The organism is Mesorhizobium sp. Arg314 (assembly GCF_053714275.1).
Map to the genome: position 1 here is coordinate 17,921 of NZ_JBSKBP010000043.1, position 24,536 is coordinate 42,456.

General features: G+C 59.4%; 22 protein-coding genes and 6 pseudogenes. 16 read left to right on the forward strand and 12 right to left on the reverse strand.

The genetic code is table 11. From position 1 onward, the window contains the following. Positions 1 to 114: 114 nt before the first annotated feature. The 3 genes and pseudogenes from ACWGS9_RS28750 to ACWGS9_RS28760 all read right to left on the reverse strand — a co-directional run bounded on the left by ACWGS9_RS28750 (position 115) and on the right by ACWGS9_RS28760 (position 2,519). Positions 115 to 648, reverse strand: a complete 534-nt coding sequence (locus ACWGS9_RS28750) for a MerR family transcriptional regulator (RefSeq protein ID WP_454508416.1) — start codon at positions 646 to 648, stop codon at positions 115 to 117. A 280-nt stretch (positions 649 to 928) separates the two neighbouring features. Continuing rightward, positions 929 to 1,561 carry an SMC-Scp complex subunit ScpB gene (scpB, locus tag ACWGS9_RS28755; protein WP_454508417.1) on the reverse strand — a complete coding sequence of 211 codons (633 nt, stop codon included), beginning with the start codon at positions 1,559 to 1,561 and terminating at the stop codon, positions 929 to 931. A 3-nt stretch (positions 1,562 to 1,564) separates the two neighbouring features. After that, positions 1,565 to 2,519: pseudogene (locus tag ACWGS9_RS28760) on the reverse strand (DUF1403 family protein). A 1,210-nt stretch (positions 2,520 to 3,729) separates the two neighbouring features. Here ACWGS9_RS28760 and ACWGS9_RS28765 point away from each other — a divergent pair. The 3 genes from ACWGS9_RS28765 to tnpB all read left to right on the forward strand — a co-directional run bounded on the left by ACWGS9_RS28765 (position 3,730) and on the right by tnpB (position 5,326). After that, on the forward strand, positions 3,730 to 4,734 hold the full coding sequence (locus tag ACWGS9_RS28765; protein ID WP_454508418.1) for an IS110 family RNA-guided transposase: 1,005 nt from the start codon (positions 3,730 to 3,732) through the stop codon (positions 4,732 to 4,734). A 95-nt stretch (positions 4,735 to 4,829) separates the two neighbouring features. Further along, positions 4,830 to 5,120 carry a transposase gene (locus ACWGS9_RS28770; protein ID WP_454508419.1) on the forward strand — a complete coding sequence of 97 codons (291 nt, stop codon included), beginning with the start codon at positions 4,830 to 4,832 and terminating at the stop codon, positions 5,118 to 5,120. After that, positions 5,117 to 5,326 (forward strand): IS66 family insertion sequence element accessory protein TnpB, encoded by a 210-nt coding sequence (gene tnpB / locus ACWGS9_RS28775; protein WP_454508420.1) that lies wholly within the window; start codon positions 5,117 to 5,119, stop codon positions 5,324 to 5,326. The genes ACWGS9_RS28770 and tnpB overlap by 4 nt, the downstream gene beginning before the upstream one ends. Before the next feature lie 6 nt (positions 5,327 to 5,332). On the opposite strand, the gene ACWGS9_RS28780 is transcribed toward tnpB, so the two are convergent. The 3 genes and pseudogenes from ACWGS9_RS28780 to ACWGS9_RS28790 form a co-directional block, all read right to left on the reverse strand. Next, positions 5,333 to 6,952 (reverse strand): recombinase family protein, encoded by a 1,620-nt coding sequence (locus ACWGS9_RS28780; protein ID WP_454508421.1) that lies wholly within the window; start codon positions 6,950 to 6,952, stop codon positions 5,333 to 5,335. Further along, entirely contained in the window at positions 6,912 to 7,451 is a 540-nt protein-coding gene (locus ACWGS9_RS28785; RefSeq protein ID WP_454508436.1) for a recombinase family protein, read from the reverse strand. Before ACWGS9_RS28785 ends, ACWGS9_RS28780 begins: the two co-directional genes overlap by 41 nt. Further along, positions 7,348 to 8,322 (reverse strand): annotated as a pseudogene (locus tag ACWGS9_RS28790) (recombinase family protein); the annotation flags it as partial. The gene ACWGS9_RS28785 and the pseudogene ACWGS9_RS28790, both read right to left, overlap by 104 nt. A gap of 133 nt (positions 8,323 to 8,455) precedes the next feature. Between ACWGS9_RS28790 and ACWGS9_RS28795 the strand changes: the two are divergent. The 9 genes and pseudogenes from ACWGS9_RS28795 (at position 8,456) to ACWGS9_RS28835 (ending at position 15,521) form a co-directional block, all read left to right on the forward strand. After that, positions 8,456 to 8,848 carry a hypothetical protein gene (locus tag ACWGS9_RS28795; protein ID WP_454508438.1) on the forward strand — a complete coding sequence of 131 codons (393 nt, stop codon included), beginning with the start codon at positions 8,456 to 8,458 and terminating at the stop codon, positions 8,846 to 8,848. Next, a pseudogene (locus ACWGS9_RS28800) lies at positions 8,770 to 9,000 on the forward strand (transposase domain-containing protein); the annotation flags it as partial. The gene ACWGS9_RS28795 and the pseudogene ACWGS9_RS28800, both read left to right, overlap by 79 nt. Next, a complete protein-coding gene (locus ACWGS9_RS28805) occupies positions 8,952 to 9,236 on the forward strand; it encodes a hypothetical protein (RefSeq protein ID WP_454508422.1) in 285 nt (94 codons plus the stop codon). The pseudogene ACWGS9_RS28800 and the gene ACWGS9_RS28805, both read left to right, overlap by 49 nt. A 613-nt stretch (positions 9,237 to 9,849) precedes the next feature. After that, the gene (locus tag ACWGS9_RS28810; RefSeq protein ID WP_454508423.1) at positions 9,850 to 9,978 is read left to right on the forward strand and encodes a hypothetical protein; all 129 of its coding nucleotides are present in this window, start codon (positions 9,850 to 9,852) and stop codon (positions 9,976 to 9,978) included. A 260-nt stretch (positions 9,979 to 10,238) separates the two neighbouring features. Continuing rightward, entirely contained in the window at positions 10,239 to 11,546 is a 1,308-nt protein-coding gene (locus ACWGS9_RS28815; protein WP_454508424.1) for a lysine N(6)-hydroxylase/L-ornithine N(5)-oxygenase family protein, read from the forward strand. After that, complete coding sequence (locus tag ACWGS9_RS28820; protein WP_454508425.1) at positions 11,543 to 12,787, forward strand: MFS transporter; 1,245 nt, start codon at positions 11,543 to 11,545, stop codon at positions 12,785 to 12,787. Before ACWGS9_RS28815 ends, ACWGS9_RS28820 begins: the two co-directional genes overlap by 4 nt. A gap of 21 nt (positions 12,788 to 12,808) precedes the next feature. Then, entirely contained in the window at positions 12,809 to 13,588 is a 780-nt protein-coding gene (locus ACWGS9_RS28825) for a phytanoyl-CoA dioxygenase family protein (protein WP_454508426.1), read from the forward strand. A gap of 21 nt (positions 13,589 to 13,609) precedes the next feature. Then, positions 13,610 to 13,939 carry a cupin domain-containing protein gene (locus ACWGS9_RS28830; RefSeq protein ID WP_454508427.1) on the forward strand — a complete coding sequence of 110 codons (330 nt, stop codon included), beginning with the start codon at positions 13,610 to 13,612 and terminating at the stop codon, positions 13,937 to 13,939. A gap of 1 nt (position 13,940) precedes the next feature. Then, positions 13,941 to 15,521 carry a class I tRNA ligase family protein gene (locus ACWGS9_RS28835; RefSeq protein ID WP_454508428.1) on the forward strand — a complete coding sequence of 527 codons (1,581 nt, stop codon included), beginning with the start codon at positions 13,941 to 13,943 and terminating at the stop codon, positions 15,519 to 15,521. A gap of 160 nt (positions 15,522 to 15,681) precedes the next feature. Here the strand turns inward: ACWGS9_RS28835 and ACWGS9_RS28840 are convergent. Then, positions 15,682 to 15,879, reverse strand: a pseudogene (locus ACWGS9_RS28840) (hypothetical protein); the annotation flags it as partial. A gap of 78 nt (positions 15,880 to 15,957) precedes the next feature. Next, positions 15,958 to 16,821, reverse strand: coding sequence for an IS66 family transposase (locus tag ACWGS9_RS28845; protein WP_454508429.1), 864 nt, complete (start codon positions 16,819 to 16,821; stop codon positions 15,958 to 15,960). On the opposite strand from ACWGS9_RS28845, the gene ACWGS9_RS28850 reads away from it, so the two are divergent. Continuing rightward, positions 16,820 to 17,827: an IS110 family RNA-guided transposase gene (locus ACWGS9_RS28850; RefSeq protein WP_454508430.1), complete on the forward strand. Its 1,008-nt coding sequence runs from the start codon at positions 16,820 to 16,822 to the stop codon at positions 17,825 to 17,827. The genes ACWGS9_RS28845 and ACWGS9_RS28850 overlap by 2 nt on opposite strands. Positions 17,828 to 18,071: 244 nt before the next feature. On the opposite strand, the pseudogene ACWGS9_RS28855 reads toward ACWGS9_RS28850, so the two are convergent. The 3 genes and pseudogenes from ACWGS9_RS28855 to ACWGS9_RS28865 all read right to left on the reverse strand — a co-directional run. Then, positions 18,072 to 18,200, reverse strand: a pseudogene (locus ACWGS9_RS28855) (IS66 family transposase); the annotation flags it as partial. Between the two features lie 11 nt (positions 18,201 to 18,211). Further along, a pseudogene (locus tag ACWGS9_RS28860) lies at positions 18,212 to 18,530 on the reverse strand (site-specific integrase); the annotation flags it as partial. 288 nt (positions 18,531 to 18,818) lie between these two features. After that, on the reverse strand, positions 18,819 to 19,241 hold the full coding sequence (locus ACWGS9_RS28865) for a hypothetical protein (protein ID WP_454508431.1): 423 nt from the start codon (positions 19,239 to 19,241) through the stop codon (positions 18,819 to 18,821). Positions 19,242 to 19,717: 476 nt separating this feature from the next. Between ACWGS9_RS28865 and repA the strand changes: the two genes are divergently transcribed. From repA to repC, 3 genes are all read left to right on the forward strand, one after another. Then, positions 19,718 to 20,962, forward strand: coding sequence for a plasmid partitioning protein RepA (repA, locus tag ACWGS9_RS28870; protein WP_454508432.1), 1,245 nt, complete (start codon positions 19,718 to 19,720; stop codon positions 20,960 to 20,962). A 29-nt stretch (positions 20,963 to 20,991) separates the two neighbouring features. After that, complete coding sequence (gene repB, locus ACWGS9_RS28875) at positions 20,992 to 21,978, forward strand: plasmid partitioning protein RepB (RefSeq protein ID WP_454508433.1); 987 nt, start codon at positions 20,992 to 20,994, stop codon at positions 21,976 to 21,978. A gap of 153 nt (positions 21,979 to 22,131) precedes the next feature. Continuing rightward, a complete protein-coding gene (repC, locus tag ACWGS9_RS28880; protein WP_454508434.1) occupies positions 22,132 to 23,331 on the forward strand; it encodes a plasmid replication protein RepC in 1,200 nt (399 codons plus the stop codon). Positions 23,332 to 23,787: 456 nt separating this feature from the next. Here the strand turns inward: repC and ACWGS9_RS28885 are convergent. Beyond that, a partial coding sequence (locus ACWGS9_RS28885) for a site-specific integrase (protein WP_454508435.1) occupies positions 23,788 to 24,536 on the reverse strand: 749 nt, incomplete at its 5' end.

A 24,536-nucleotide genomic window follows, 5' to 3' on the forward strand; every position in this document is an offset into this window, starting at 1 on the left:
CGGCTCGCAGGCGAGCCGCTTCCGGATCATCAGGTGTCACCAGACCCGGAGCGGGCTGCCCCTCCGGCCCCAGATATCCAGTCGCCTGGAGCGCACGGATAAAAGCAGCGGAGCTCATGCGTTTCGCCGCTGCCGTGACGGCTTTGTTGAAGAAGTTCCTTTGATGCCCACGGTCATTCTATCGCTGCGAACCAGTCGGGCAGGAAATAACTCAAGCTGACCTGCCACGGCCGCCGGCGTAGGCATCCCGAATTCGGCGGTCAGAATCTTAAGATGGCCGTCCAACTGAAGTACAAGGCTCTCGCCTTCGTCCAGACGGTCCGCTCCAGCCTCAAGAATTTCCCAGCGGTCGATTCCGTATATAGCGATGGAGCTGCCCCAAAGGCGCAGGATGGAGACGCCGTCGAAGGACTCGCGAATACTCGCAAAAAGTTCACGGTGAGCATGAAGCTCCAAGTGAAAGCGATTCTTTAGAACGGCTGCCATGCGTAGCAGGAGCAATGTCTGCCAGCTGTACTGCGACGGTGATCCACGGCCGCGATGCTGAACATCAGCCGGGATCAACGCCCGTCGGTTTGTCCATTCACGAAGCTGATTGGTCGAAAGGCCGGTCAGCCGCGCAGCAGCGCTGGTAGTTACGAGCCTCAATGTTCGCCCCTTGCAAATCGGTACCATGCCCGATCTCGAACAAGAATGGGTATCATACCCTAACTCACCTGAGAAGAGAGCAATGAGAACAAAAGTAGGACAAAGCGCCATTGGCCAATGGCAAGGCCATCGCGGCGAGTGCCGTCTGATTAGAGTGGCCCGACAGGGTCGCCACAGCTAACAGGTCTGTCCGATGTGGATCTATTTCGGACAAAGCTCGTACAGCTCCACGGCTATTCGTCGGGCTCGACGTGCTCTTTGCCGGCGGCAAACTCCGGCATTATGTCACCGCCCAGCAACTTCTCTTCGACAGCAGCCCTTCGTCCTCGAGCGCTTCGAAATCCGGCAGCTGGCGCAGCGTGTCGAGCCCGAACTGCGACAGAAAGGTCTTGGTCGTCAGATAGGTGTAGGGCGCACCCGGCTGCGGGCTGCGCGGCCCCGAGGCGATCAGATCCTGCGCGCGCAGCACGCCGATCAGATCGCGCGACACCTCCTTGCCGAAGAAGCTCGACAGCTCGCCACGTGTTATCGGCTGGAAGTAGGCGATGCACATGAGGACAAGAGCCTCCGACTGCGACAGTTCTTTCGTCCCCTGCCCTGCGGCTGTCCCGAAGGCAGCGTGGATAACGTCGCCAAAGACCTTTTTGGTCCGGTGCTGCCAGCCGCCGGCGACCGACACCAGCTCGTAGGGGCGGCCGGCGAGCTCGGCGGGGATGACCAGGTCGAGATTGCAGTTTCTTCCCACCACTCGCGCGAGGACACTACGTGTCACCGGCTCGCTGGCCGCAAAAATGACCGCTTCGACGCGGCCCATCCACTCGCGCCAGCGCAGTTCTGGAGGCAGGTGCTCGAGCTCGGTGTCGAGCAGCGCCGGCTGCTCGTTTGGCTTGCGGCGGGCAGACGCTTGGCTCATCGGCTACAGCCCAAACAGCCGGAAGCTGGTGCGGCCCGACAACTCGCGCACGACATCGAGGTGTTGCAGGCGCTCGAACAGCCGCCGCGCCGCAAAGCGCGATAGGTTCTTGGTCGTCAGCGATCCGGCGACGGCATCTTCACTCAGAAGCAAAAAAATCACGTCGCCGGCGCCTTTGGCCCGCAGTTTCGGCGCCACCGCCAGGAGTTTTTCGGCGCGGCGCGACAGCTCGGCGGCCTGCCGGCAGGCGTCAGCCGCCGCTTGAACCAGCGCGACGCAGACCGCGCGCTCAAAACCTTTTTCGCCGGGTCGGGTGCGCCTGCCGCCGGCCTCTGTGCGGAAGGCCGGGCCAAAAGCTTGGGCCATCAACAGCGGCAGCGGCCGCGGCCAGCGCAGGCTTTGCGCCAGCACCAGATCAGCGAGCCACCAGGCCAAAAGCTCGGCGTCGGGCCGCATGGCGACGACGTACGCGGCAATCGCCGCGGCGGCGAATGGCGCCGGCCGTTGCGAGCCCGCCAGCTTTTCAATCTCCGTGCAGAGGTCGGCGAGCGCCGCGCCGTCCCAGGCGAGCCCCAGCATCTCCACGATCTTTTCAAGCCGATCGGCGGTGGCGGCTGGCGGCTGCGGCGCCAGTTGCCGCCAGGCGGCAAAAATGGCCCCGGCGGGTCCGGGATCGGCGCCAGCCGGGCGTAGGTGCCAGGCGTCGCGCAAGGCGGCTTCGTCCTCGGCGCGGCCGGCGAGCCGCATGCTGGCGACAGCACAACGAAGCGCCAGCCGCTGGCGCCACGCACCGGCCCAGGCAGGCTGCGCGCGTGCAAGCGTGTCGAGGGCCCCCAGGGCGGCGCCGGCCCGGAAGGCGGCGTCACCGTCGCTCGGCGCACCGGTGCTTGCGAGCGCCCAGGCGGGAACCGTCGGCGGCGCGGTGGGAGCTGGCGGTCGCGGGATCGAGGCGAATCATGCTTGCGAGGATAAGTTGCCCGTGCGCTTTGTGCCATCGATTTCCGCCCAAAACGCACAGCCTGTCGGCGTGGCAAAACGAATGATAATGTTGCAATATCAGTCGCTTCAACGTTCCGCAATTCGCTCTGGCGAGGCATCCGCGACCGCTGTCGGCTGACTGGAAGTCGTGGGATTCGTCGCCTTTTTGAACCGTTTCGTATCCTCGCGAATCCGCTCCACTCAGGGGGAAGCCGGCCATCGAGCGTGCTCACCACCGCCACCATCCTTCTGAACGCTGCGCCGGTTCTAAACTAAACGAGTTTGACGCGCATGGGCTGGGTCGGAGCGCTGACTGTCGACAAATGGTCTCGGTGGCGCTAATCGGTCTTGTCCTCGGTCGTAACCGCCGTCGCGGTTGCGTTCATCGAGGCCGCGCCAAGTGCAGCGCGCCAGGCCGTAAGCGCGTTTGAGCCAATAGATCCCAAGCTCACATGACGATGCTGAGGTAGGCGGTGTGCTAGGGCGGCATCGTTTGCTCTCAATTGGGGCGGAATCCAGAGGTGGGCGCGATTGCGTGACTCGGCTCGGTCAATCGAGCGTAGTCAACTCACATACGGTCGCCGCTTGAGACGGCTGCACCAATATCCCGCTTGCGGCGGCAGGGGCCAAGAAGGCGAGACCCGTCTTTGACACGGCATTCCAGCCAGCTGGGGTCTCGGTTCGCCTCCTGGATCCGCCGAGGCTGATCAGGCCTCGAGGGATGAGTGTATCGGTGTGATCTCGTCAGACAGCCAACGATGCGCCGGACTTCGCGCCCGGCTTGGATGGCTTCGCTGCGCCAGCGGCGCAACAGCCATCCGGGTCGGCATCGAGCTTCTTGACAGGATTACGTTCAAAGTCAGGGACCGTCGCAGCAATGAGCCACTTTGTCTGGCTCATCTGAATCACTGCGTGCTGTCCTGATTAAGTGCGGTAAGGGATTTGCTTGCATCAAAGGATGGTGACATGGGGCGCTCCTTAGGTCGCTGCTCAACAGCGCCGAGGGTGCCACACGCTCGCCGCCGCCCATAGCATCTACAGCGCTGTTGAGGGCGCACGCGAGCGGCTTCGCTACCGCCGAGCTACACCACATAGCGTAATCGCTCAGAGCCTAGCCTTCCGGGCGGCGGCTCTCCACACTGTCCCTTGTGAACCCTGGCCAGTGTGCCGAAGCTATGAGGAGAACCGCCATGAAGCATTATGCCGGACTGGATACCAGCCAGCAAACGACCTCACTCTGCATCGTTGATGAGGAGGGCAAAATTGTTGCTGAACGAAAGGTTGCATCGTCTCCAGACGCGATTGCGGATGCGCTGGAGCCTTTTGCAGTCACTCGCGCAGGACTTGAGACCGGTCCATTGTCGGTCTGGCTATGGAATGGATTGAAAGAGCGTGGCGTTCCCATCGTCTGCATGGATGCTCGCCACGCTAATGCAGCCTTGAAGATGATGCCCGCCAAGACGGACCGCAACGATGCCATCGGCCTGGCACAGATCATTCGTACGGGTTGGTGTAAGAGTGTTCATGTCAAGTCGACGGCAAGCCACGAGGCCCGGGCGCTCCTTGCCACCAGAAGCCAGCTCGTGCAAATCCGTTGCGACCTGGAGAACCAGATCAGAGGTGTGCTTCGCACCTTTGGCATCCTGTTCGGCAAACGCGTCGGTGGGTTCGCTAAGCGTGCCGAGGAAATCATCGACGGCGAGCTGCATGCGTCTCCCACAATCCAAGCTGTCGTGGAAGCATTGATGAGGGCGCGTGCTGGCATTCTTGAACAGATCCGTCTTCTCGATGCGAAGGTTCGCTCGATAGCGCGACAGAACGTTGTAGTGCGACGCCTGATGTCGGTACCCGGCGTGGGAGTTATCACTGCGCTCGGCTTCGCCGCGACCATTGATGATCCGACACGATTTAAACGATCGTCCAGTGCTGGAGCATATCTTGGCCTGACACCCCGCATCTATGCCTCGGGCGAAACGATGAGATCTGGACGCGTCTCGAAGCGGGGTGACGACTTCCTGCGGCGCAGCCTATATGAAGCGGCCAATGCGTTACTGACACGCATTCCGCAATTCTCTGCCTTGAAGAGTTGGGGCTTGCGCATTGCGCGACGTAGTGGCTATGGCAAAGCCAAAGGTACGCCTCCGGCGAAGGCCGCCTTGCGCGAACATGGCACGGTAGCGAGGCTGCGCTCTTAAGGTCGTCCTTACGAGCGTGGTTAGCAGCACAGCATGAGCCAGATGACGTTATTGACCGGGCCGGAGCGTCGTCGTCGTTGGAGTGAAGAGGATCAGTGCCGGATACTGGCCGCGGCATTCGCGCCCGGGTCACGGTTGCGGCGGTGGCGCGTCAGTATGATGTCGCGACCAGCCTGATCTATAAGTGGCGCCGCACGATGAGAGCCCGCGAGACGGGCTTTGCCGAAGTTGTCGTGGTTCCCGATGAGCCTGTCGCCGCTTCGAGGCCGGCGGCCCCTCCAGCGGTGATCGAGCTGGAGATCGCCGGCAAGGCGCGGCTGCGGATTCCGCTGACCACGCCGCCGACACTGGCGGCGGCGATGGTGAAGGCACTGGGCGTTTCATGATCCCGGTTCCGAGCCAGGTGCGGATCTGGTTGGCGGTCGGCCGGACCGATATGCGTCGCGGGATGCAGGGTCTCGCTCTGCAGGTTCAGGAGACGTTGGGCCGGGATCCGCATGCCGGCGATCTTTATGTTTTCCGCGGCCGCAGCGGCAATCTGATCAAGATTATCTGGCATGATGGGCTCGGCATGTCGCTGTATGCAAACTAACTGGCTTCATACTACAGCCCTTTCCTTGAGATCGTAGCATTTTGAGGAGTTGAGTCGGCGGATGGCGTCTGCCCGATGGGCAAGCTGGTTCCATCGGCTGGACTGTTTGGCTGGGACGTGCTCTAGCCGTTCATAGAGGTAGATATAGCCGTTGTAGGCATGTCTTTTCACGATGCCGTATTTCGCCCATCTGACCAGGGTACATTCGGTGATTCCGAGTTTTGCGCAGGCCTCTGCTTTTGTCAGCATTCCCCGCTCGCGCAGCCGGTCGTAGCGCGAGCGCAGACCATATTGCTTGACAAGATAGATGACGTGCAAGTCGGTGAACTGGGCGTCAGCCTTGCCGCGCCGCGCTGAGCCGCCGGGACGGATTCCCTTTGCATTCAGGATGTCGGCGATTTCAGCGCAGATATGATCGTCGAGAAGCTTGTCGACCAATTCGACCACCTCGGGCCGGGTCTTTACCTGCTGTGCGGAGGTTTTCGGGTTCTGGGTGGTCAATGTTTCGGTCCTTCCACCTCTGAAGCGAATGTGGATCCGGGTCTCTCCCTCGGCCTGGAACTTGAGCAATGTGACGTCTTCGACGAGATAGGCAAGGAGCCGCTTGCGTTCTCGGTTCGGCAAGGTGGGGTCGCACCAGACCGTATTGAAGTCGGCCGTCATGGCGATCAATCGATCACGGATTGCATCGTCGAGTGTCGCTCGGTCTTCGCGCAGAGCGCTCTCTCTTTCTTCTCGTAGATCAGCCAGCATGCGCAGTTTGTCGTTCCATTCGCGTTCAAGGGTGTCGGCAACCAGGCGGTTGTTCGGATCGACCAGCATAAACCGCCGCTGTGCAAGATCGGCATCGATTTGGGCGCGTTCGACGGCACGGAGCCGGAGTTTGTCCGCTTCGTCATAGCGCGCTTCGATCTCTTTTCGGATCTCCAGAGCTAACTCCACGGCGGCGGGCGTCATTTCCGCGGCGATCAGTTCACCGATCGCCGCGTCGACGGGCCAGCCTGCGATCGACTGGCAGTGAGGCTCACCCCGAGAGACGTAGGCGCGGGTGCAGACGTACCAAGTGTCCACCTGACCGCGCCGGGTGACGTAACGCGCCCGCATGTGGCAGCCACACCGCCCGCATATGACGCGCCCCTGCAGCAAAGCCGCGCCTTCGCGCGGTGGCGAGACGCGCGCGGTCTGGTAGCTTTGGCCATTGGCCTCGAGCGCCGTGAGGTTGTGCTGGAACTGCTCCCAACTGATATAGCCGGGATGAGCGTCCGGGATGCATGCGAGCCATTCATTGGGCTCACGTTTACGGACCTGTTTCTTTCCGTCGACGGTCCTGCGGTAAAGACGCTGGCCATAGGCATAGGCGCCCGCGTAGCGAGGATTGTGCAGCGTGCGTAAGGCCCCCGATGTGGTCAGGGGTTGGAAGACCACCCGCTTGCTGTTGCGGAACCGGGATGGGAAGAGCAGACCTTCGCTGGCAAACGCCTTGACGGTCTGCGTAGCCGACCCGACCCGCGAGAACGTCTCGAAGAAGTGGGTGATCATCTCCCGGATCTGAGCGTCTGGATCGAGGACCACATCGCCAACCTCATTATAGATGAAGCCGGTCGGGAAGGGGGCAACGATATTCACCGCGGCGTGCTTTGTTGAGAATGCCACCGCGCAACCGGGCTTTGATAACGTGCAACTCGGCCTCGCTCATCGTGCCCTTGAGGCCCAGCAGAAGCCGGTCATTGAAGTTGGCCGGGTCGTACACGCCATCTTCGTCGAGGATGAGTGTGTCGGCCAAAGCGCAGATTTCCAGCAGCCGATGCCAGTCCGCATTGTTTCTGGCGAGGCGGGATACTTCCAGGCCCATGACGATCCCCGCGCGCCCCATGCCGACATCGGACACCAAGTGCTGGAAGCCTTCGCGCCACGCCGCTGAAGCGCCGGATTCGCCCTGGTCGCTGTCGATGACGGTGATCTGGTCGTCGCGCCATCCAAGCCCGATCGCGCGACCACGAAGATCGTATTGACGCTTGGTGCTTTCGACGTTCTCCATGACCTGTCGCGCCTTTCTGTCCGAAGGCATTGATGGCGATATGGCTCTGGTTCCTCTCAAACTCATTCCAACCGATATAGCCTTCATGATGATCCTGGAGCAGCACTTCCCATGTTCCAAAAGGCTTTCCGTGGCCGTAGCTTTTGCGAGCCCTGCCATCGACGATCTCCGTTCGCCTCTCGCTTTTACCATAGACGTAGACCCCAGCGTAGAACGGGTTCTTCAGGATCGAAATAATGCTTCGATAGCGAACCGGCACCCAGTCGAAGGACACCGTTTTGCGCCCGTCAGAAGGACGGGGAAAATGGAATCTGTCAGCGGTGAGCGAAATCAGGACCTGACGAGCGCTGCCAAGCTCGCGAAAACGCGAAAAGATGAGGCGGATCGCTTCCTGTACCCGCAAATCGGGATCAAGCCCCAGCCCATAGTCGCGGTGCCAGATATAGCCGATCGGAACACTGAGCCGCAGTTCCCCCCGCCGCGCTTTGGCACGAGCCGCGTCAAGCATGCGCGTTCGCAAAATGCCGAGCTCAAACTCGCTGATGCTGCCCTTCATTCCCAACAACAATCGATCGTTAGGCCGACAAGGATCGTACACCCCATCGAGATCAATCACGCGTGCTTCAACCAGGCCGCACAGTTCCAGGAGATGGTGCCAATCCCGGCCGTTGCGGGAAAGGCGCGATGCGTCGAGGCAGAGCACTGCGCCAATTTTGCCCGTGCACAAGCCGCTCACCAGTCGTTCGAAACCAGGGCGATCGACAGCGCCACTGGCTGTCCGGCCAAGGTCATCGTCGATCACATCGACATCGCGGAAACCCCAGCGGCGCGCAACATCGACAAGTTCATATTGTCGCCGCTGGCTCTCCAGGTTGTTCTGGACCTGCCCCGGGGTCGATTGTCGAACGTAGACCACAGCCTTTCGCTTCAGCACAGTAGCGACGCCGGCCGCGGCCATCAGAACGGCCGCCAGCCTGGCGACAACGACGCTCCGTTCCGCATCGCTCAGGCCTCGCATCTGCGGCGTATCGAACGGCATGCTCAGTTGCTGGATCAGCATTGGTAATGTCGAGGGTGCTGGTAATGCCTTCATGGCGCGCCTCCTGGATGGCTGTGAGTCCATCCGTCGAAGTGTGCCTGAAACCGCGCTCAGTAAGCAGCCTATGAAGCTCTATGAGGTTAGTCACCGCAACGCGCGGTTCGCCCATCTCCATGCCGGCGCAAAACGCCCGGTCCAGCATCCATTCTGCAACCTGAATGACTTCGCCCGGCCGAACCTCTACCCGCACGATCGCACCACTGGCCCGATCCTCGCGACCTTCGTGCCGAAAACAGCCACCGTAAAATGGATGCCAGCGATAATGAAACTCTACTATCTGCCCGACATGGGCAGAATGACCCTGCGCTGGCTCTCGGCAGAAAGTCCTGGCTGTTCTGCGGTTCCGATCGCGGCGGACAGCGCGCTGCCGTTCTCTACAGCCTGATCGCCAGCGCCAAGTTGAATGACATCGACCCTCAGGCCTGGCTCGCCGACGTCCTCGCCCGACTGCCCGCCTATCCGGCCCATCGGATCGATGATTTGCTGCCGTGGAATTGGAGATCTGCAAAACTGCGGACCCAACCAGCGGCGGCCTGATCATGCAGCGCAACAAGGTGCATCACGTCTACACGGTCGAACGTGTCGCCAGGGACCTCGGCGTCAGCGAAGAGCTTATTCAGGAACTGGCCCTCGGTCTCGAGCCCGAGGATGGCGTCATCTGGGTCTACGGGGCCAACGATGACGACGGGATCTTGGCCTTCACGGATGAAGGCATCGAGGAGGTCGAACTCCTCCTCGAAGAGCATCATCGCATCTCCCCATCGAAAGCTTGACCCCAGCACCGCGGTGCTCAGGTGCTCATGGCCGGATACGCGCGTCTGCGGTCTTCACCGGATGGGTACAGCCAAAGTGGCCGTGGCGCGGAAGCTCACCGTGATCCTTCATGCCATGTGGATCTCTGGCGAATCGTTCCGCTGGTCCTCTCAAGATCCAAATGAGCTTGCATGATCGAAACCCACTTATGACTTGCTGAACTCTGCCAGATCGTCCGGTCAGGACGGTGGCGCAGTCATGACCGATCCCGCGAGTGCGAGTGCCGCTCATCAGGTAACCGCGAACACCACATTGGTCGACTGAGCCTATCCAACGCCATGAGGAGGCGGTCGAAATGCCGACCTCGAAGAGAACCATGAGCCTGACCAGCGATACAGACGGAGCCCAGCTTGACAAACGCGATTAGAGAACCTGTCGGGACGCGACCGCGGCGATGTCGGAAAGCCAACAAAAGCGGCACGGCCATTGCACACAAAAGTTGGCAGGTACGCGCGTTTCTTTCGTCCAGCAAGGTGCGCCTGAGATATTGCAAGTGGCACGCGAATTGCTGTGATGAGAAAGCAGTGCGGATGGTCCAGGAGTTACCGATGAAGCTTGCCCCGATTGATCCTAATGAACGCGCTGATGAGCTTTTTGCTTGGCGGCGCCAATGCGGCGAACATAAATGTCGCGGGTGCCACAAACTCTACCGAGCTGGCGAAGGCGATTATTGCAGCTTTCAAACAGAGAGCCGGCGCATGAGGCCGTGCTGGAGCTTTGGCGCAACCGGACAGTTTTTGCAGATCGGTCAGACAACGCGCGCCGTTCCAGGTGCTCCTCCGGGCCGAAGACTCTCGCCCGAGGAAAGAGTCGAGCTATCGCCTCGCGGTTCCAGAAAGCCGCTTCACGCGGGCGCTCGGAACGCTCGTGCTATGCAGCAAGAGCGTGACGTTCGTGAACGGCGCGACTGCCTTCGTACCTGAGAAAAACCGTACATAAGCGTCAAAGAGAATTTTGTGGACATGCAGGACGTCATCGGCATCGGGATCGGCCCGTTCAATCTCAGCCTGGCAGCACTGATTGAACCTACTCCGCTACGCGCATTATTCCTAGAGAAGCGCGAGGCATTTTGCTGGCATCCAGGCCTGGCGCTGCCGAACAGCCGCCTACAAGTGTCGCCACTCAAGGATTGCGTGACCCTGGTAGACCCTACTAGCCCCTATTCTTTCCTCAACTACCTAGCACTGCACGGGCGGCTCTACAGTTTCGTCAACAAACGCAACGCCTCGACCTCCCGGCAGGAGTTCACCGATTACTACCAGTGGGTTGCACGACGACTCCGCACGCTCCGCTTCAGCGAGGAAGTCGTCGATGTTATTCCCCTCAGGGACGGCTACCGCGTCAACACAAGTACAACTACATACCTCGCGCGCGCTGTTGTGATAGGAGTTGGCGTGGAGCCCAAGATCCCTGGGTGTGCCAGACGCTTGCTCTGTGACACCGTCTATCATGCGGCCGACTATCTCGAGCGCGAGTCCCCTTATCCTGACGAGGATGTGCTCGTCGTGGGAGGAGGTCAGAGCGGCGCTGAGATAGTTGAGCACATCCTTACTCGTCCCGTGGCCCCCCGGATTACGTGGGTAACGTCGCGCACGAACTTGTTTGCAATGGACGATAACAGCTTCGTAAACGAGGCTTACATGCCTGGTTACAGCCAGCGCTTTCACGCTCTGCCGCTTCGGCAACGCCGTGCCATGGTTGAGCGCGAGAAGCTAACAAGTGACGGCATCTCTGCTGAATTATGCAATCGCCTCTATGAAATGTTGTACGACCGAATTGTGGATGGCACGCTGGCCGACAGTTTTCGTTTGTTGTCCAGCGTAGTCGTGGGAGACATCACGCCCCACAACAAGCGTTGGCGAGTAGGTCTGAATGGGATCGCTACGCAGCGACATCACAGCATCTTAGTAGATCGCATAGTGCTCGCCACAGGCTTTCAGCCGCGCACCCCGCCCTTCTTGCAATCGCTCGTCCAGGGCGCGTGCATGGAGGATGGCCTGCCCGTGCTCGGCCCGGACTACGCGGTCCGCTTCAATCAGCGCATGCCGGGTCCGGTATATTTGCAGAACCAAAGCCGCCTGGTGCACGGATTGCAGAGCGTCAATCTATCACTGGTCGCGTACCGCAACAGCCTCATAATTAACAGCCTCCTTGGGCAGCCGTTCTATCTGAATATATCAGATCGGCAGATACTTGACGGTTATGAAACTTCAGACACTTCCGAGGTAGGCGCAACGGAATGCACACAGCACATGGCCGCGATCACATGAGCGAAGCATCGTTCTCATCTCTGCGCAGCCGTATTGTTGATGCCCCTGCGGACCAGCTATCTGTCAGGCTAGACTACCGTGCTTTTGGACCGTTTTTGGCCGCATCGATTGTCAATTCAGCAGCTTACGGCACAAGTTTCCTATTGCCGGACTACATGAAGGCGCTTGGTAAGGACAGTGAAGCCGCAGGTTTTATTATCTCCACCGGCATGGCTGCTACCATCGTGTGCTGTTGTTTGGCGGGCTGGGTGGCAAAGCGTATCGGCGTGATGCCGACGGTGGTCGCCGCCTCGGTAGTCATGGCACTAGCCATGCTGGTCTTTGCCGGCGCAGTGCTCGATGAGCGAGCGCCTTACGCCGGGGGTCTGCTGGTGGGCGCGGGATGGTCAGTGTTCTTCATCCTGTCGCCCCTGCAGATCATTCGCCATCTACGGCCCGCAGCACGTATTCAGTATTTGACTATCTTGTCCGGCTCACAAATGGCTGGGCTCGGTTTAGCGGTTCCACTCGGTCACTTGTTGGCAAAATGCACTGGCTCAATGGCCGTGGTGTACGCCGTGTTCGCGATAGCATGCGCTATCGCAGCCATTTGCGTAGAAGTTGCACGACGTGCCATGTTGAGCCTATCCGCGGCACCGATGCCGGATATCGAAATCACAGTGGCCGAGACCACTACCCTACTTCGAAAATGCACAGCTGCCCCCATCGGTATGATTGCAGTTTCCGCCTGCATTTTCTCAGGGCTATCCACATTTCAGAGCGTCTATTCAGCATCACGTCACCTGAACTCCGATTTGTTCTTTCTAGTGTTTACCGCTACTAGCGTGGCGCTGCGCTTCTCACTCGCTCACGTAATAGGCCGCGTGCCCGTTCACCGACTTGTGCTCACCCTCTTCCTAGCTACTGGTGCATCACTGGTATTGTTCATTGTCAATACTGGAAGCACCCCGCTCTACGTCGCGGCCACGGCACTCTTCGCTGCAGGTTATGGGCTAAGCTATTCCGTCCTGAACGGAATGGCCGTCAACCTTGCTGGAGACCACGGGGTGTCCGTGCCCGTTACCTCGCAGATCTTTTCGCTAGCATATTTCCTCGGGTTGTTCGGCTTTCCGTTACTCGGTGGCCAGTTGATCCGCGGATTTGGTCCCGACGTGATGTTGCTCACGTTATTAAGCGCGACCGCTCTTAACGCGGTGTTGGCAACCGTGCTTCGAGTAACCACAACAACTGGTCCCTTGTAATTTTACGAAAGGAGCTCGCACATGCTGACCGAAGCACAAAAAGCGAAATGGAAACAGGACGGGTATCTCCGCATCGAACGCTTCTTCGATGCGGCCACGAGCGACAGGATTTCTAATTTCGTTGAGGAAGTCGCGCGCCGGGATGTAAGCCCCGACAAGTGGATGATGTGGTTCGAGAAGACATCCGACAGCCGGAAGATTATTTCAAAGGCAGAGAACTTCTTGGATTATCATGACGCTCTACGCGAGGAGCTGCTGGCCGATGGCCGCATTCGTACGGCGGTCGAGACGCTACTCGATGAGAACGTGCGAATGCTAAAGGAACTTCTGATCTTCAAGTATCCTGATAGCGGCGGATACCGCCCACACCAGGACATCTATCATATTCCACACAAGATACCCGACCGCATGGTGCATGCTGTGGCAGCCATTGCCGTCGACGATTCAGATCCTGACAACGGCGGGCTTTTCTTCACGCCAGGTCGCCATAAGGAGGGAGTGTTTCCAATGGATGCCGGCGGCGTGATCAATCCAGAGGTCGCCGAGAGCTTCGTATGGGAGCCAGTGTCATGGAACGCCGGCGATGTGTTTATTTTCGACGACTATGCGCCCCACTACTCACTGCCAAACAAGAGCAATCGCTCCCGCCGCACCCTATATTTAGTATTCCAGCGCGCATCTACTGGTGGTCCAACACGTGCCGAATACAACCGCATGAAGCGCGCCTACAACCCACCAGAAGGCAAGCTGCCGGACCTTGACAATCTAAAAGTGCCCAACGGCATATTCTATCGCGATTGAGTGCCAACCTCGGAGACCGACATGTACACCAAGCAGGCCGATCATTCATTGATGCGAACGGAATATGGCGTTCTGGTCTGGCGCCTGTTGGAGCATCTGCCGGGTGGTCTCAGCCCCGAGTTCGGCGCCTCGGTCGTTGAGGTCGCACCGGGCGATGCGGTCGATCCGCACGCGCACCACGAGCACGAACTGTGGCTGCTGATCTCTGGTGATGGAGAGTTCGAAGCTGACGGTCAGGTGCGGCAGGTGAGCGAGATGACGTTGTGCTACATGTCACCGCACCAAAAGCACTCTATCCGTAACGCCAGTCTGGACAGTACGCTTAAGTTTCTATCTATTTGGTGGGATTGACATGCGCACTTATTTTGTTTGTCCCGCTCCCCCTTGCCCCAACGGCAAACTACATCTCGGTCACGTCGGTGGCGTATACTTACTCGCCGATATCTTTGTGCGCTTTCAGCATATGGCTGGCCATCGCGCGTACTATATCACGGGTTCGGATGAGCATGGTACGTATACGCTAGTAAAGGCACAAAAACTCGGACAACCCGTTAGCGAGGTCGCGCAGAAACACGTTCACGAAATCTTGGAGTGCTTGCGCGCGGTGCAAATCACGCCAGACGTGTTTGTGCGTACATCTAGCAAGATCCACAAAGAGAATGCGCTGGCGATTTTCCGCGAGTTGCAGGAGGCCGGCTATATCGATGTGCGTGAGGGGGTCCAACTCTATTGCGAACATTGCGACGAGCTCGTTGCCGACTCGCTGGCTGCTGGACGTTGTCCGGCGTGCTCTGCGGCTACCGACAGTAATTTGTGTGAGAACTGCGGCCTAGCTGTTCAGCACAACACAATACGCAACCCGCGGCACACCACGTGCGGCGGTAAACTAGTGCTAAGGCCTATCACTCAGGCCGTGTTCGACATGCACCGGTTGGCTCCGGCGCTGGACAAAGCTGTTGGACAAAGCGCCTGGCCCGAGGCCATTCGCGACAAGGCGCGCGCCTGGTTAGCCCGCGACGTGCATGATTTGCCGATGACGCGCCATTTCAGCCATGGTGTGGAGCTAAAACAGCCTGAAGCTTTGATCGGCCAAACCCTGCTTACATGGTTTGAGGGCCTGTGGTGTTTTGACACCGGCATTCGCGAGCAATGCGCCTACAGGAATTTGGACGCCAACGCAGCATTACACGACCCGAACACCCAACTTCTGTTTTTCATGGGGCAAGATAACCGCTTCTACTACACGGTAGGTGTAACCGGCGCCCTGCTCGCGCGCGGCTACCCAATTCCCACAAATCATTCCGTCCAGGATTTCTACAAGCTCGAAGGCAAAAAGTTTTCCACCAGTCGTGATCATGCCCTTTGGACCGACGAAGTGGCGCGCGAGGTAGGCCCCAGTGTACTTCGTTACGCGCTGGCGCGGGTGGCCAAGCCATTCGAGAGCGATAACAATGATTTCGATGTTGACAGGCTGATCATGGCAGCCTCACGCCTTCGGGTCTGGGAAGATGCATTACGCCACTATGCCCAGAACGCACACACCGTGGACAGTGAGGGTCTCTGCCCTACTCTACACAGCCTGGCTCAGCGTTACGCCGACGCAGTCGAGGCACTGCGTTTCTGGGATGCGCTTGATATCATCGACACGTACTTCGAGGTCGCCGACCTTGCGCGTGGTATTTGGAATGCCGCGCAGATCTCGTTCTTCCTGAGTCTCCTTTATCCCGTGGTACCTGAGCTAGCGATACGCTACGGTCAGCATTTCTTCGGCGCAACATGGCAGCCGTCCCTCAAGACATGTGCTGCAGCAGCTGCCCTGCCAATAATGGCGATGGACTTCCCGTATTTCAGCGCGCCAGTACCTGCTGGCTTCATCGCAGGGTACAATAAACGTTTTCGCACAGAACAGATTAGGCAGCCCGTCAAAATTTGAACACACAACCATCAATTCGCGTGCCTCCACACGCAGCTCCCTTGCTCAGGGCTTTGCCCCGTTCAACTACTCGGGTAGACACTTCGAACTACCGGAATTTCGGAGACCGGCGGGACGAAGATGAGGTTGGGCGCTGCCTGATGCGCGGCGATCACTTCGGTTATGGTCGTCGAGGTTGATGCCGGATGTCGATTTCGGCGTGCGGCGGCATTTTTTGCGCCACCTTGCCGTCATTCCGCCCCTGACGCGAGACATAGCGGGTGAGATTGTAGGCGAGGTTGGCCATGCCGATCTTCGTCCTGGCCCGGGCGATGCCGATCGTGCGGACGAACAGGGCCATGCGGGATTTTTGCTTCGCGGTACGCATACGACGAAGGCCGCATGATTGGCACAGGAGCGTGGGCGCGGCGGGCTCTATGATGGCGTTGCGTGAAGGTCAGGCGGCTTGCTGATCGGCGGGCTTGTCGGCTTCGCGCAGGCGCTTCCATCCCCAGGGCAGCAGTTCGTGCAGACGCGAGGCGGGAAGATCGACAATGCGGGCCAGGACTTCGGCAAGCCAGGCTTTCGGGTCGACGTCGTTGAGGCGTGCCGTGGTGATGAGGGTAAGCATGACGGCGGCGCGATCGGCACCGCGCTGGGAACCGGCGAACGTCCTGTTGCGCCTTCCCAGAGCAATGCCACGCGACGCTCTTTCGGCGGCGTTGTTGCTGAGGCAGATCCTGCCGTCGTCGATGAAGCGGGCGAAGTCGGCCCAGCGCTTGAGCATGTAGTTGATCGGCTTCAGGACCTCGGAAGAGCGCGAGAGGGTGTCGCGCTCGCGCAGCAACCAGGCGTGCATGTCGCCGAGAAGTGGTTTGCTCTTCTCCTGGCGCACGGCATGCCGCTCGTCAGCGCTGCGGCCGTTGATGGGCGCGCTCGCTCTCGAACAGCGCGTCGATGCGCCTGACCGCCTCCAGCGCGATCGGAGAGACCGGTTTGCCTCTCTTGCCCTCGCGGGCATTCTCCTCGATGTCGGCCAGTTCGAAGAAGCCTCGCCGCGCATGGCGAAGCAAAATGCCGGCGTGATCAGCAGCACCTTCTTGTGCGGGTCGAACAGCGGTTCGAAGCCATTGTAGCAGTCGGCCGGCGAAGGCAGCCAGATGCTTCTACGGTGCTCGCCACGTCGGTCGCTCGAGGCGTAGTAGATTGCCGCCGGTGGCGCAGGCCCGGCGAAGGGCCGATCGTCCCGCACGTAATGAGATGGACGGCCTCCGCGACCAGGCCGATCATTCAGGTGGGGGGAGAACGAGGAGATTATCATGACCGCTGTTACGATTGGGCTCGACACATCGAAGAGCTGGTTCCAGGTACATGGCGTCGACGAGGATGGACAGACAGTCCTTCGTCGCAAATTAGCTCGCAACAAGGTTCTCGCCTTTTTCGCCAACCTTCCACCATGCACGGTCGGACTTGAGGCGTGCGGGGGCTCACACTACTGGGCGCGGGAATTGGCCAGGCTCGGACACGCTCCACGCTTGATGCCGGCGCGTTATGTGCGGCCCTATGTGAAGACAAACAAGCATGATGCTGCGGATGCGGAAGCCTGTTGCGAAGCAGTCCAGCGGCCCGGGATGCGATTTGTGCCGTTGAAGAGCGTAGAGCAGCAGAGCATGCTCATGGTGCATCGCGTTCGCGATTTGCTGATCCGGCAAAGGACGGCGGCAGTGAATGCACTACGCGGCCATCTCTCAGAGTTTGGTATCATCCGACCGAAGGGCACGGCTAGTGCCCGGGAGCTGATGATCCTGGTCGCCACTGATGATCGCATTCCGGGGCTTGCGCGCGACGCACTCAACAGCCTAGTTCACCAAATCCGTGACATCGAACAAAAGATCGCAGCGTTCAATGATCAGATTCTGGCAATGGCAAAGGAGAATGAGGTCTGCCGCCGTCTGATGAGTGTACTCACCATCGGTCCCTTCGCGTCGACAGCGCTTTTGGCGACTGTCGGTGATCCGAGTTATTTCTCCTCGGGCCGACATTTTGCGGCATGGCTGGGTCTTGTGCCAAAGCAGCATTCCACAGCCGGGAAGGAGAAGCTCGGCGGCATCAGCAAGCGAGGCGACAGCTATGTCCGGAAGTTGCTGATCCACGGCGCCCGAGCGACAGTTCACAATATTAGAAGTGGTCGGGTAAAGGGAGCGTGGGTTGCCGGGCTGCTCGCTCGACGCCATTTCAATGTCGCAACCGTCGCGCTGGCAAACAAGACCGCGCGCATCGCCTGGGCGGTGATGACGACAGGGCAGAGCTACCGCGCAGCAAACTGACCCAGATTGCTGCCCCTAGTTTCGGCAATGCGAGGGCGATTGAAGTGTGATGGCAAACCGGTCGGACCGGGATCGACCAAACCCGTTGGACCTATCGGGCTACAATGCCCGTCAACGTAATTGGGTGTTGATCCGCGGATCTCATCGAGGTCAGCAGCAATAGCTGCACCAAAGACCGAATAGATAGCTGCAACCGAAAGCTTGCCAGATCACGAAAACGCACTTGCAGAAAGGAGGCCGTCCATAGATAGGTCCAGATGCGCCCGGTCGTGCACTTGCTTTTCGCCAGGATGTGGATGGTGGTGTCGTCGCCATGAAGGCGCTCGGCCGCGAGCACATGGCGCTCGATCAGCTGGAAGAGCGGCATGACGGCGAAGGCTTGGCTCAAACTGGCCCCGCATCGCCAATGGGCCGCTGTTCCGCCGCGTCGCCGGGCAAGGCAAAGCCGTTCGCCTTGATGAGATTGACACGAACCGATCGCACCGGCGCTGGGATTTGCGGGTCATCTCCGCAGAGGCGTGACCACGCTGCTTTGCACATGGCGCTCATCGACCTCAGCCGACGAGTCGAGACCGGCGCGCAACAAATGCCCTGTAAAGTTTTGACTGCGTTCGCCTTCCGACAGATCGCTCCGCATGCCGGCGGCGAGTGCGGTACGCTTGACCAGGCGCGCCACCTCCTGTTCGTTCAACCGATCGGAGCCGTCAGGCCTCTGAAAAGTCCTCCTCCCCTCGCCCGCTTGTTCGCTCGGATGAGGGGGCAGCTCTTGGGCGACGACAATACCTCATCGAGCACAGCGAGCGCTGTATCCAGACTATCGGGGGCGCTCTATAGTCAGGCACGATCATCAACTACGCTGTGGCACGACCACAAACTCCGGGTTTAGCTTTTCCAACCGATCCTTGGGCGAAGAAACCTGCTCCGGGACGCGCGCAGAGCATTGACCACGGGCTCCAATTGGGACTGTGCTGCAGCAGCGAGGTCGAAAATGTCATGCGGCTTGGCTTCCGATCCCGGTGGTAGAAGACTTCTTGGCAACGGTCTCGATCATCACGGCCCTACCCTCAACTTCACGCATCTCAAAGGGCGTCGGCGTCAGCGCGCCTGCAACGATGAAGGCAATCTCGCCGACGTTCTCGAACGCAAATTTCTGGAAACCTCGACCCGTCGCCTGAGATTCCGATGGCATCAGCTCAATCCGCACGCAACTTCTGGACGGGTTGATGAAGCCGAGCAGTTGAGGGTCATCGAGGAAATTATCGATGTCATGGCTTTCACGATGACTGATCTGGATCATCATGGCCGTGCCACCGCCGAACGACCATTGGAAATCGTAGCCGCCGGCGTTTTCCCGAAGATGGAGGCTCCGGTTGAAGATGTTCTTTGTAGCCTTTTCTATGGAGCAGCCATCCACGTATCCCCCTTGAAATCACTGGGGAAAAACCGAATATAGACTGCCGTCTATCTTTGGTCGCTGCCCGGCGATGCCGCAGTCGGGCGGTGCTCAAGAGCCTCGATCCGCCGACCGACGTGGATCTCGGACCTTACCTTCGCGGGCGAGTTACTGATCTTGCTGCATAGGTGCTGTCCTATCGGCCGGCTGGATCATCGCGCAGTCATTTAGTCCGATTTCTAAGCCGTCGCCATGTCGAGGAGCTTACCAGCACCGCATTGATGTTTCTTTCCAAACCGTATCGGAGTGGTCGCCAACTTCGATCCAAAGTTGGCTGGTCCATCCGTTATCTTCGCGTTTCCAGAGTCGAAATCGCGGTCGCGATTGGCGTTAATGTTTTGTTAACGTTAAATTTCTTGTGAGAGAACCAGAATCAGGCATAATGACGGCAATTCGGCGCTTTCGTCAAAAATGCCGTCATTTGAGGTTCCGACCAGATGAATGCTCCCGTCTCTGCCGCTGAGAAACCGCGATTTGACGACACCATTTCTGCCCAAGGTCGAGAAATCAGCCGCAAGCTGAACCTCCTTCGGCTGGAGACATTTCCTCCGGACGCCACGAAGACGCTGCGCGACTTCTCGCTTGCTGAAGCTGCATATTTCCTTGGGGTATCCACCAGCAACCTCAAGAAGCTGCACCTGGAAGGCAAGGCTGTCCAGCCAACGGTCCATGCAGGCGGGCGGAGAACGTATTCGGCCGAGCAACTATCGGAACTCCGTCACTGGCTAGATCGCCACGGCCGCTCCGAAAGCAAAAAATATGTCCCGTGTCGCAGACTTGGTGACAAGCTACAGGTAATCGCTGTGGTCAATTTCAAGGGCGGCTCCGGAAAGACAACAACCGCGGCCCACCTTGGCCAACACCTTGCGCTCACCGGACACCGCGTCCTTGCGATCGATCTCGATCCCCAGGCTTCGCTTTCCGCTCTTCACGGCGTGCAGCCAGAGCTTGACCGGTATCCTTCAATCTACGAGGCAATCCGCTATGACGATGAGCGCAAGCCTGTTGCGAGCGTGATACGGAAAACGAATTTCCCGGGCCTCGATCTCATTCCCGCCTCCCTAGAGCTGCAGGAGTACGAGTACGACACGCCACTGGCGATGCAGAACAAGGCTTCGCTGGACGGCAAAACCTTCTGGAACCGCATTGAAAGCGCCCTCCAGGAAGTCGACAGCGGCTACGATATAGTCGTTATCGACTGCCCTCCTCAGCTCGGCTACCTGACGCTCACGGCGTTGGCGGCCGCCACCTCGGTCCTCATCACGGTTCACCCGCAGATGCTCGACCTGATGTCAATGTCACAATTCCTGCTGATGCTGGGTGACCTGCTCAGAACGGTAAACCGGGCAGGTGGCGACGTCGACCTGGATTGGTTCCGTTACCTAGTTACCCGCTACGAGCCGACGGACGTTCCCCAAGCTCAGATGGTCGGTTTCATGCAATCGATCCTGGCGTCGCAGATGCTCCAAAACCAGATGCTGAAATCTACTGCGATCTCTGACGCCGGCTTGACGAAGCAGACCCTCTATGAGGTCGAGCGCTCCAGCATGACCAGGTCGACATATGACCGCGCGATGGAATCTATGGAAGCCGTAAATTCGGAAATCCGGAGCTTGATCCACACTGCGTGGGGCAGGCGGCCGAAAATAGACGGCAGTCTATATTCGGTTTTTCCGCAGTGATTTCAAAGGACGTATCCATAGGAACATAGATGGCCAGAAAGAACATCTTCAACCGAATCCTCGCCGAAGACGACGAAACGGACGTCGTCGCTGATGAGCGTTTCGCTGCGATGCCCAAGTTCGGTGCGGCGAAATCCATTTCCTCGTCTATTGACGAGCTAACAAAACAAGCGGCCTTGCTGGCTGACGGCGAGGCTATCATAGAGATCGATCCTGCCGTCGTTGACGTTTCCTTCGTCTCGGATCGGATGACGGTTGAGGACGAGCAGTATGTGGAGCTGGTCGAGGCGATCCGGATACGCGGGCAGGACACCCCGATCCTCGTCCGCCCGCATCCTACGGCTGAAGGCCGCTACATGGTGGTGTTTGGGCATCGTCGTCTGCGTGCAGCAAGTGAACTGGGGCGGAAAGTCCGCGCTGTTGTAAAGACGCTCGAGGATTTCGATCATGTCATCGCCCAGGGGCAGGAGAATTCCGCTCGGGCGAACCTGTCGTTCATCGAGAAGGTGGTTTTTGCGCAGCAGCTTGGTGAGCGCGGATTTAGCCGGGAGACAATACAGTCCGCGCTCTCAGTAGATTATCAGACGCTCTCGAAAATGATGACGATCCCAAAATCCGTCCCTTGGGAGATCATCGACTGCATTGGTGCCGCCAAGGGCATTGGCCGCGATCGCTGGCTCGAGCTGCGGAAACTGATCGATAATCCCCGTAACGCCGCCACCGCGAAGGAGTTCATTACCACAGACAGCTTCCTGTCCGAAGACACAGACGGTCGCTTCAACAAGCTGTTCGACGCCCTCCATAAGGACGGGAAGGCTGTCCGGAAGACGATTTCGAAGCCCGCAGCTATATCCTGGGCTCCTAGCGACAAACCAGTTAGCGTGACGAAGAAGATCGGTCCGAAGGACTACACGCTGAAGATTTCAAAGGCCGAAGCGAAACCCTTTGGCGAGTGGATTTCTGACAATCTGGACCGCCTCTTTGAGGCCTACAGGCAGTCGAAACAGGAGAACTGAAACCGCAAAAGAAAAAGGCCCCCGAACGATCTCTCGCGGAAGCCCTTCTCGTGTTCTAGCAAGCCGAGAATCTCATTTCCGCGAATCACTGTCAAGAGTTTTGAACGTCGATTCGGCGAGCGGACGTCTTTTGCCTGATTGAGGGCGAAGAAAATGGAAGTGGGAACGACGCCCTTTGGTGGGCGGCCGATGACACTTGCCTTGTTGCAGGCGAGGAATGCCACGCGCGAAGTCCCTGAAGGGGTAAGCGCGGACAAGTGGCAGCTGTATCGCTGGCTCTGCGAGGGCAAGACCATGATTGGCATCGGCGACCGCGCGCTGGCGGTGCTCAATGGGCTGCTGTCTTTCTATCCTGACAGCGACCTGAGCGAAGAAAATGGACTGATGGTCTTTCCCTCGAACGCTCAGCTGTCGTTGCGTGCTCATGGGATGGCCGGCGCGACGCTGAGACGGAATTTGGCAGCTCTAGTCGATTGCGGCCTCATCGTCCGCAGGGACAGTCCCAATGGCAAGCGATACGCCCGCAAGGGGAAGGACGGCGCTATCGATGAGGCCTTTGGCTTTTCGCTGGCGCCGCTACTGATGCGTGCCGAGGAGATCCGCTTGGCGGCCGAACGTGTTCGTGCCGAGACTAGGGCGCTGAAGCTGATGCGCGAACGCATCACCCTCCAGCGTCGGGATATCCACAAGCTGGTCGATGCGGCGATCGAGGAGCGCGTGCCGGGCGATTGGGGCACGATGTGGCGCCGGTTCAGGGCGGTCGTCGAGGCAATTCCACGGCGTGCAACCCTGGAGGAGCTGGAGCCGATCGTAGCGGACCTGGGGACGCTGCGTGAAGAAGTGGATATGACGCTGGAAAGCTTCATGAATTCCATGAATCCGAGCGGCAATGAGTCTCACAGTGAGCGGCAGCAATCTGATTCAAACACCGACTCTACTTTTGAATTTGAACCTGCTTTCGAGAAAAGCACGGCACGGGCACAGCCAACCCCTGACCGTAATGAGCTGCCGAAAGGCTATCCGCTTGGCCTTGCGCTGAAGGCGTGCCCGGACATTGTTGATTATGCCGCTGAGGGGATCGCCAACTGGCGCGATTTCATGATCACGGCGGCCCAGGTCCGCGGTTATCTTGGGGTTTCCCCATCGGCCTATGAGGAAGCTTGCCATGCAATGGGCCAGGAGACCGCCGCCGTGGTGATTGCCTGTATCCTTCAACGAACCCACCACATCAAGTCGGCAGGCGGGTATCTGCGGGTACTGACCGAAAAGGCGCGGGCAGGGCAGTTTTCGGTGGGGCCGATGTTGATGGCAGCGTTGCGAACGAACGGCGTGACGGTGAAGATGACGGGTTAGAATGTGGACGCATCGCACCAAAGCGCTGGGAGTTTGGCTTGGTGCGCGAGAAGATCGAAGAGGCCACCTCGCGCTTGGAGGCAGCTCCCGTCAGGCAAGAGTTTGCAAGGGCGCCTATAGCAAGAACGAGAAGGGCGAGCTGAAACCCGACGAAGCCAAAGGCAGTCGCAGCGTTCGCTAAGGTGATCAAGGCAGCTTCCAGGAGCAGGAAGGGCATGGAGTGCAGCTCGGTACGGTCGACACGAAAGCCGTCCGCAAAAAGCTCCATCTTACCCGGGCCGGCATGGCAGCGGCGAAAGAGGAGAGGAGGGGCTTTTTTGCGGCTGTCGTACTGCACTTAAGGCGCTTTTTTTCCCGACGCCTAAGGTCCCGCAGGGGCGATCCGCGATCACCGCCAGGCCTCTGCGCCAGCCTGTCTCCGGAATAGGCATCTGACTCCACAAACACCAAAGGCGCCTAGGTGATCAGCCGCGCCGCGCGCCCCAACTGCCGTTCCGCGTCGTTGTAGTAGTGCGAAGCCTGTTGGATCGAGCGATGCTGGGATTGCTGCATGGCCTCGGTCAGCGGAATGCCGCGGCGGCCGGTTTCGGTCAGAAAGCCCGAGCGCAGCCCGTGGGCGCTGAACAGCGTCGGGTCGAGACCGGCCTCAGTGGCGCGTCGCTTCAGGATCAGATTGACCGATTGGGGCGTCACGGCCCGTCTTTCGAGATGGCCCCAACGATCGATGCCACGAAACACGGCGCCATCGGCAATGGCGGCCCGCTCGAGCCATGCGCTCAGCGCCACCACCGGCCGGCCGACGAGCAGCACGAAGTCGTCCGAATCGGCCTCGGTGGTCTTGCTGCGGCCGAGCCGGATTTTCAGGCACGGCAGCTTTTCGCCGTCCGGATTCTTTGGGTCCGCCGGCACCGGCTGTTCCTCGACCAGCTGCTCGACCCGCAGCGACGCAACCTCGCTGCGGCGGCGGCCACCCGAGGCGAAGGCCATGAGCAAAAGCGCGCGGTCGCGGACGTCGACCAGTTTTTCGCCGGCGCATTCTATCAGGAGGGCGGACAAAATATCGGCGGTAACCGCCCGCTTGCTCTTGCGGCCGCGTGGCCGCGCGCTGGCGCGCACCGCCAGTTTTAGGGCGCTCTGCAGGCCCGGGGCGGCAAAATTTCCCCGCAGCCCGCGCCATCGGGTCAAGGTCGACCAGCTCGACAGCC

Coding starts and splice junctions, on each gene's coding strand:
- ACWGS9_RS28820 (WP_454508425.1), top strand. CDS start 11,543: ATGAGCGAAGCATCGTTCTCATCTCTGCGCAGCCGTATTGTTGATGCC.
- repB (WP_454508433.1), top strand. CDS start 20,992: ATGGCCAGAAAGAACATCTTCAACCGAATCCTCGCCGAAGACGACGAA.
- ACWGS9_RS28795 (WP_454508438.1), top strand. CDS start 8,456: ATGGCGCGCCTCCTGGATGGCTGTGAGTCCATCCGTCGAAGTGTGCCT.
- ACWGS9_RS28815 (WP_454508424.1), top strand. CDS start 10,239: ATGCAGGACGTCATCGGCATCGGGATCGGCCCGTTCAATCTCAGCCTG.
- repA (WP_454508432.1), top strand. CDS start 19,718: ATGAATGCTCCCGTCTCTGCCGCTGAGAAACCGCGATTTGACGACACC.
- ACWGS9_RS28785 (WP_454508436.1), bottom strand. CDS start 7,451: ATGAAGGCTATATCGGTTGGAATGAGTTTGAGAGGAACCAGAGCCATA.
- ACWGS9_RS28810 (WP_454508423.1), top strand. CDS start 9,850: ATGAACGCGCTGATGAGCTTTTTGCTTGGCGGCGCCAATGCGGCGAAC.
- repC (WP_454508434.1), top strand. CDS start 22,132: ATGGAAGTGGGAACGACGCCCTTTGGTGGGCGGCCGATGACACTTGCC.
- ACWGS9_RS28845 (WP_454508429.1), bottom strand. CDS start 16,821: ATGATAATCTCCTCGTTCTCCCCCCACCTGAATGATCGGCCTGGTCGC.
- ACWGS9_RS28765 (WP_454508418.1), top strand. CDS start 3,730: ATGAAGCATTATGCCGGACTGGATACCAGCCAGCAAACGACCTCACTC.
- ACWGS9_RS28825 (WP_454508426.1), top strand. CDS start 12,809: ATGCTGACCGAAGCACAAAAAGCGAAATGGAAACAGGACGGGTATCTC.
- ACWGS9_RS28830 (WP_454508427.1), top strand. CDS start 13,610: ATGTACACCAAGCAGGCCGATCATTCATTGATGCGAACGGAATATGGC.
- ACWGS9_RS28835 (WP_454508428.1), top strand. CDS start 13,941: ATGCGCACTTATTTTGTTTGTCCCGCTCCCCCTTGCCCCAACGGCAAA.
- scpB (WP_454508417.1), bottom strand. CDS start 1,561: ATGAGCCAAGCGTCTGCCCGCCGCAAGCCAAACGAGCAGCCGGCGCTG.
- ACWGS9_RS28850 (WP_454508430.1), top strand. CDS start 16,820: ATGACCGCTGTTACGATTGGGCTCGACACATCGAAGAGCTGGTTCCAG.
- tnpB (WP_454508420.1), top strand. CDS start 5,117: ATGATCCCGGTTCCGAGCCAGGTGCGGATCTGGTTGGCGGTCGGCCGG.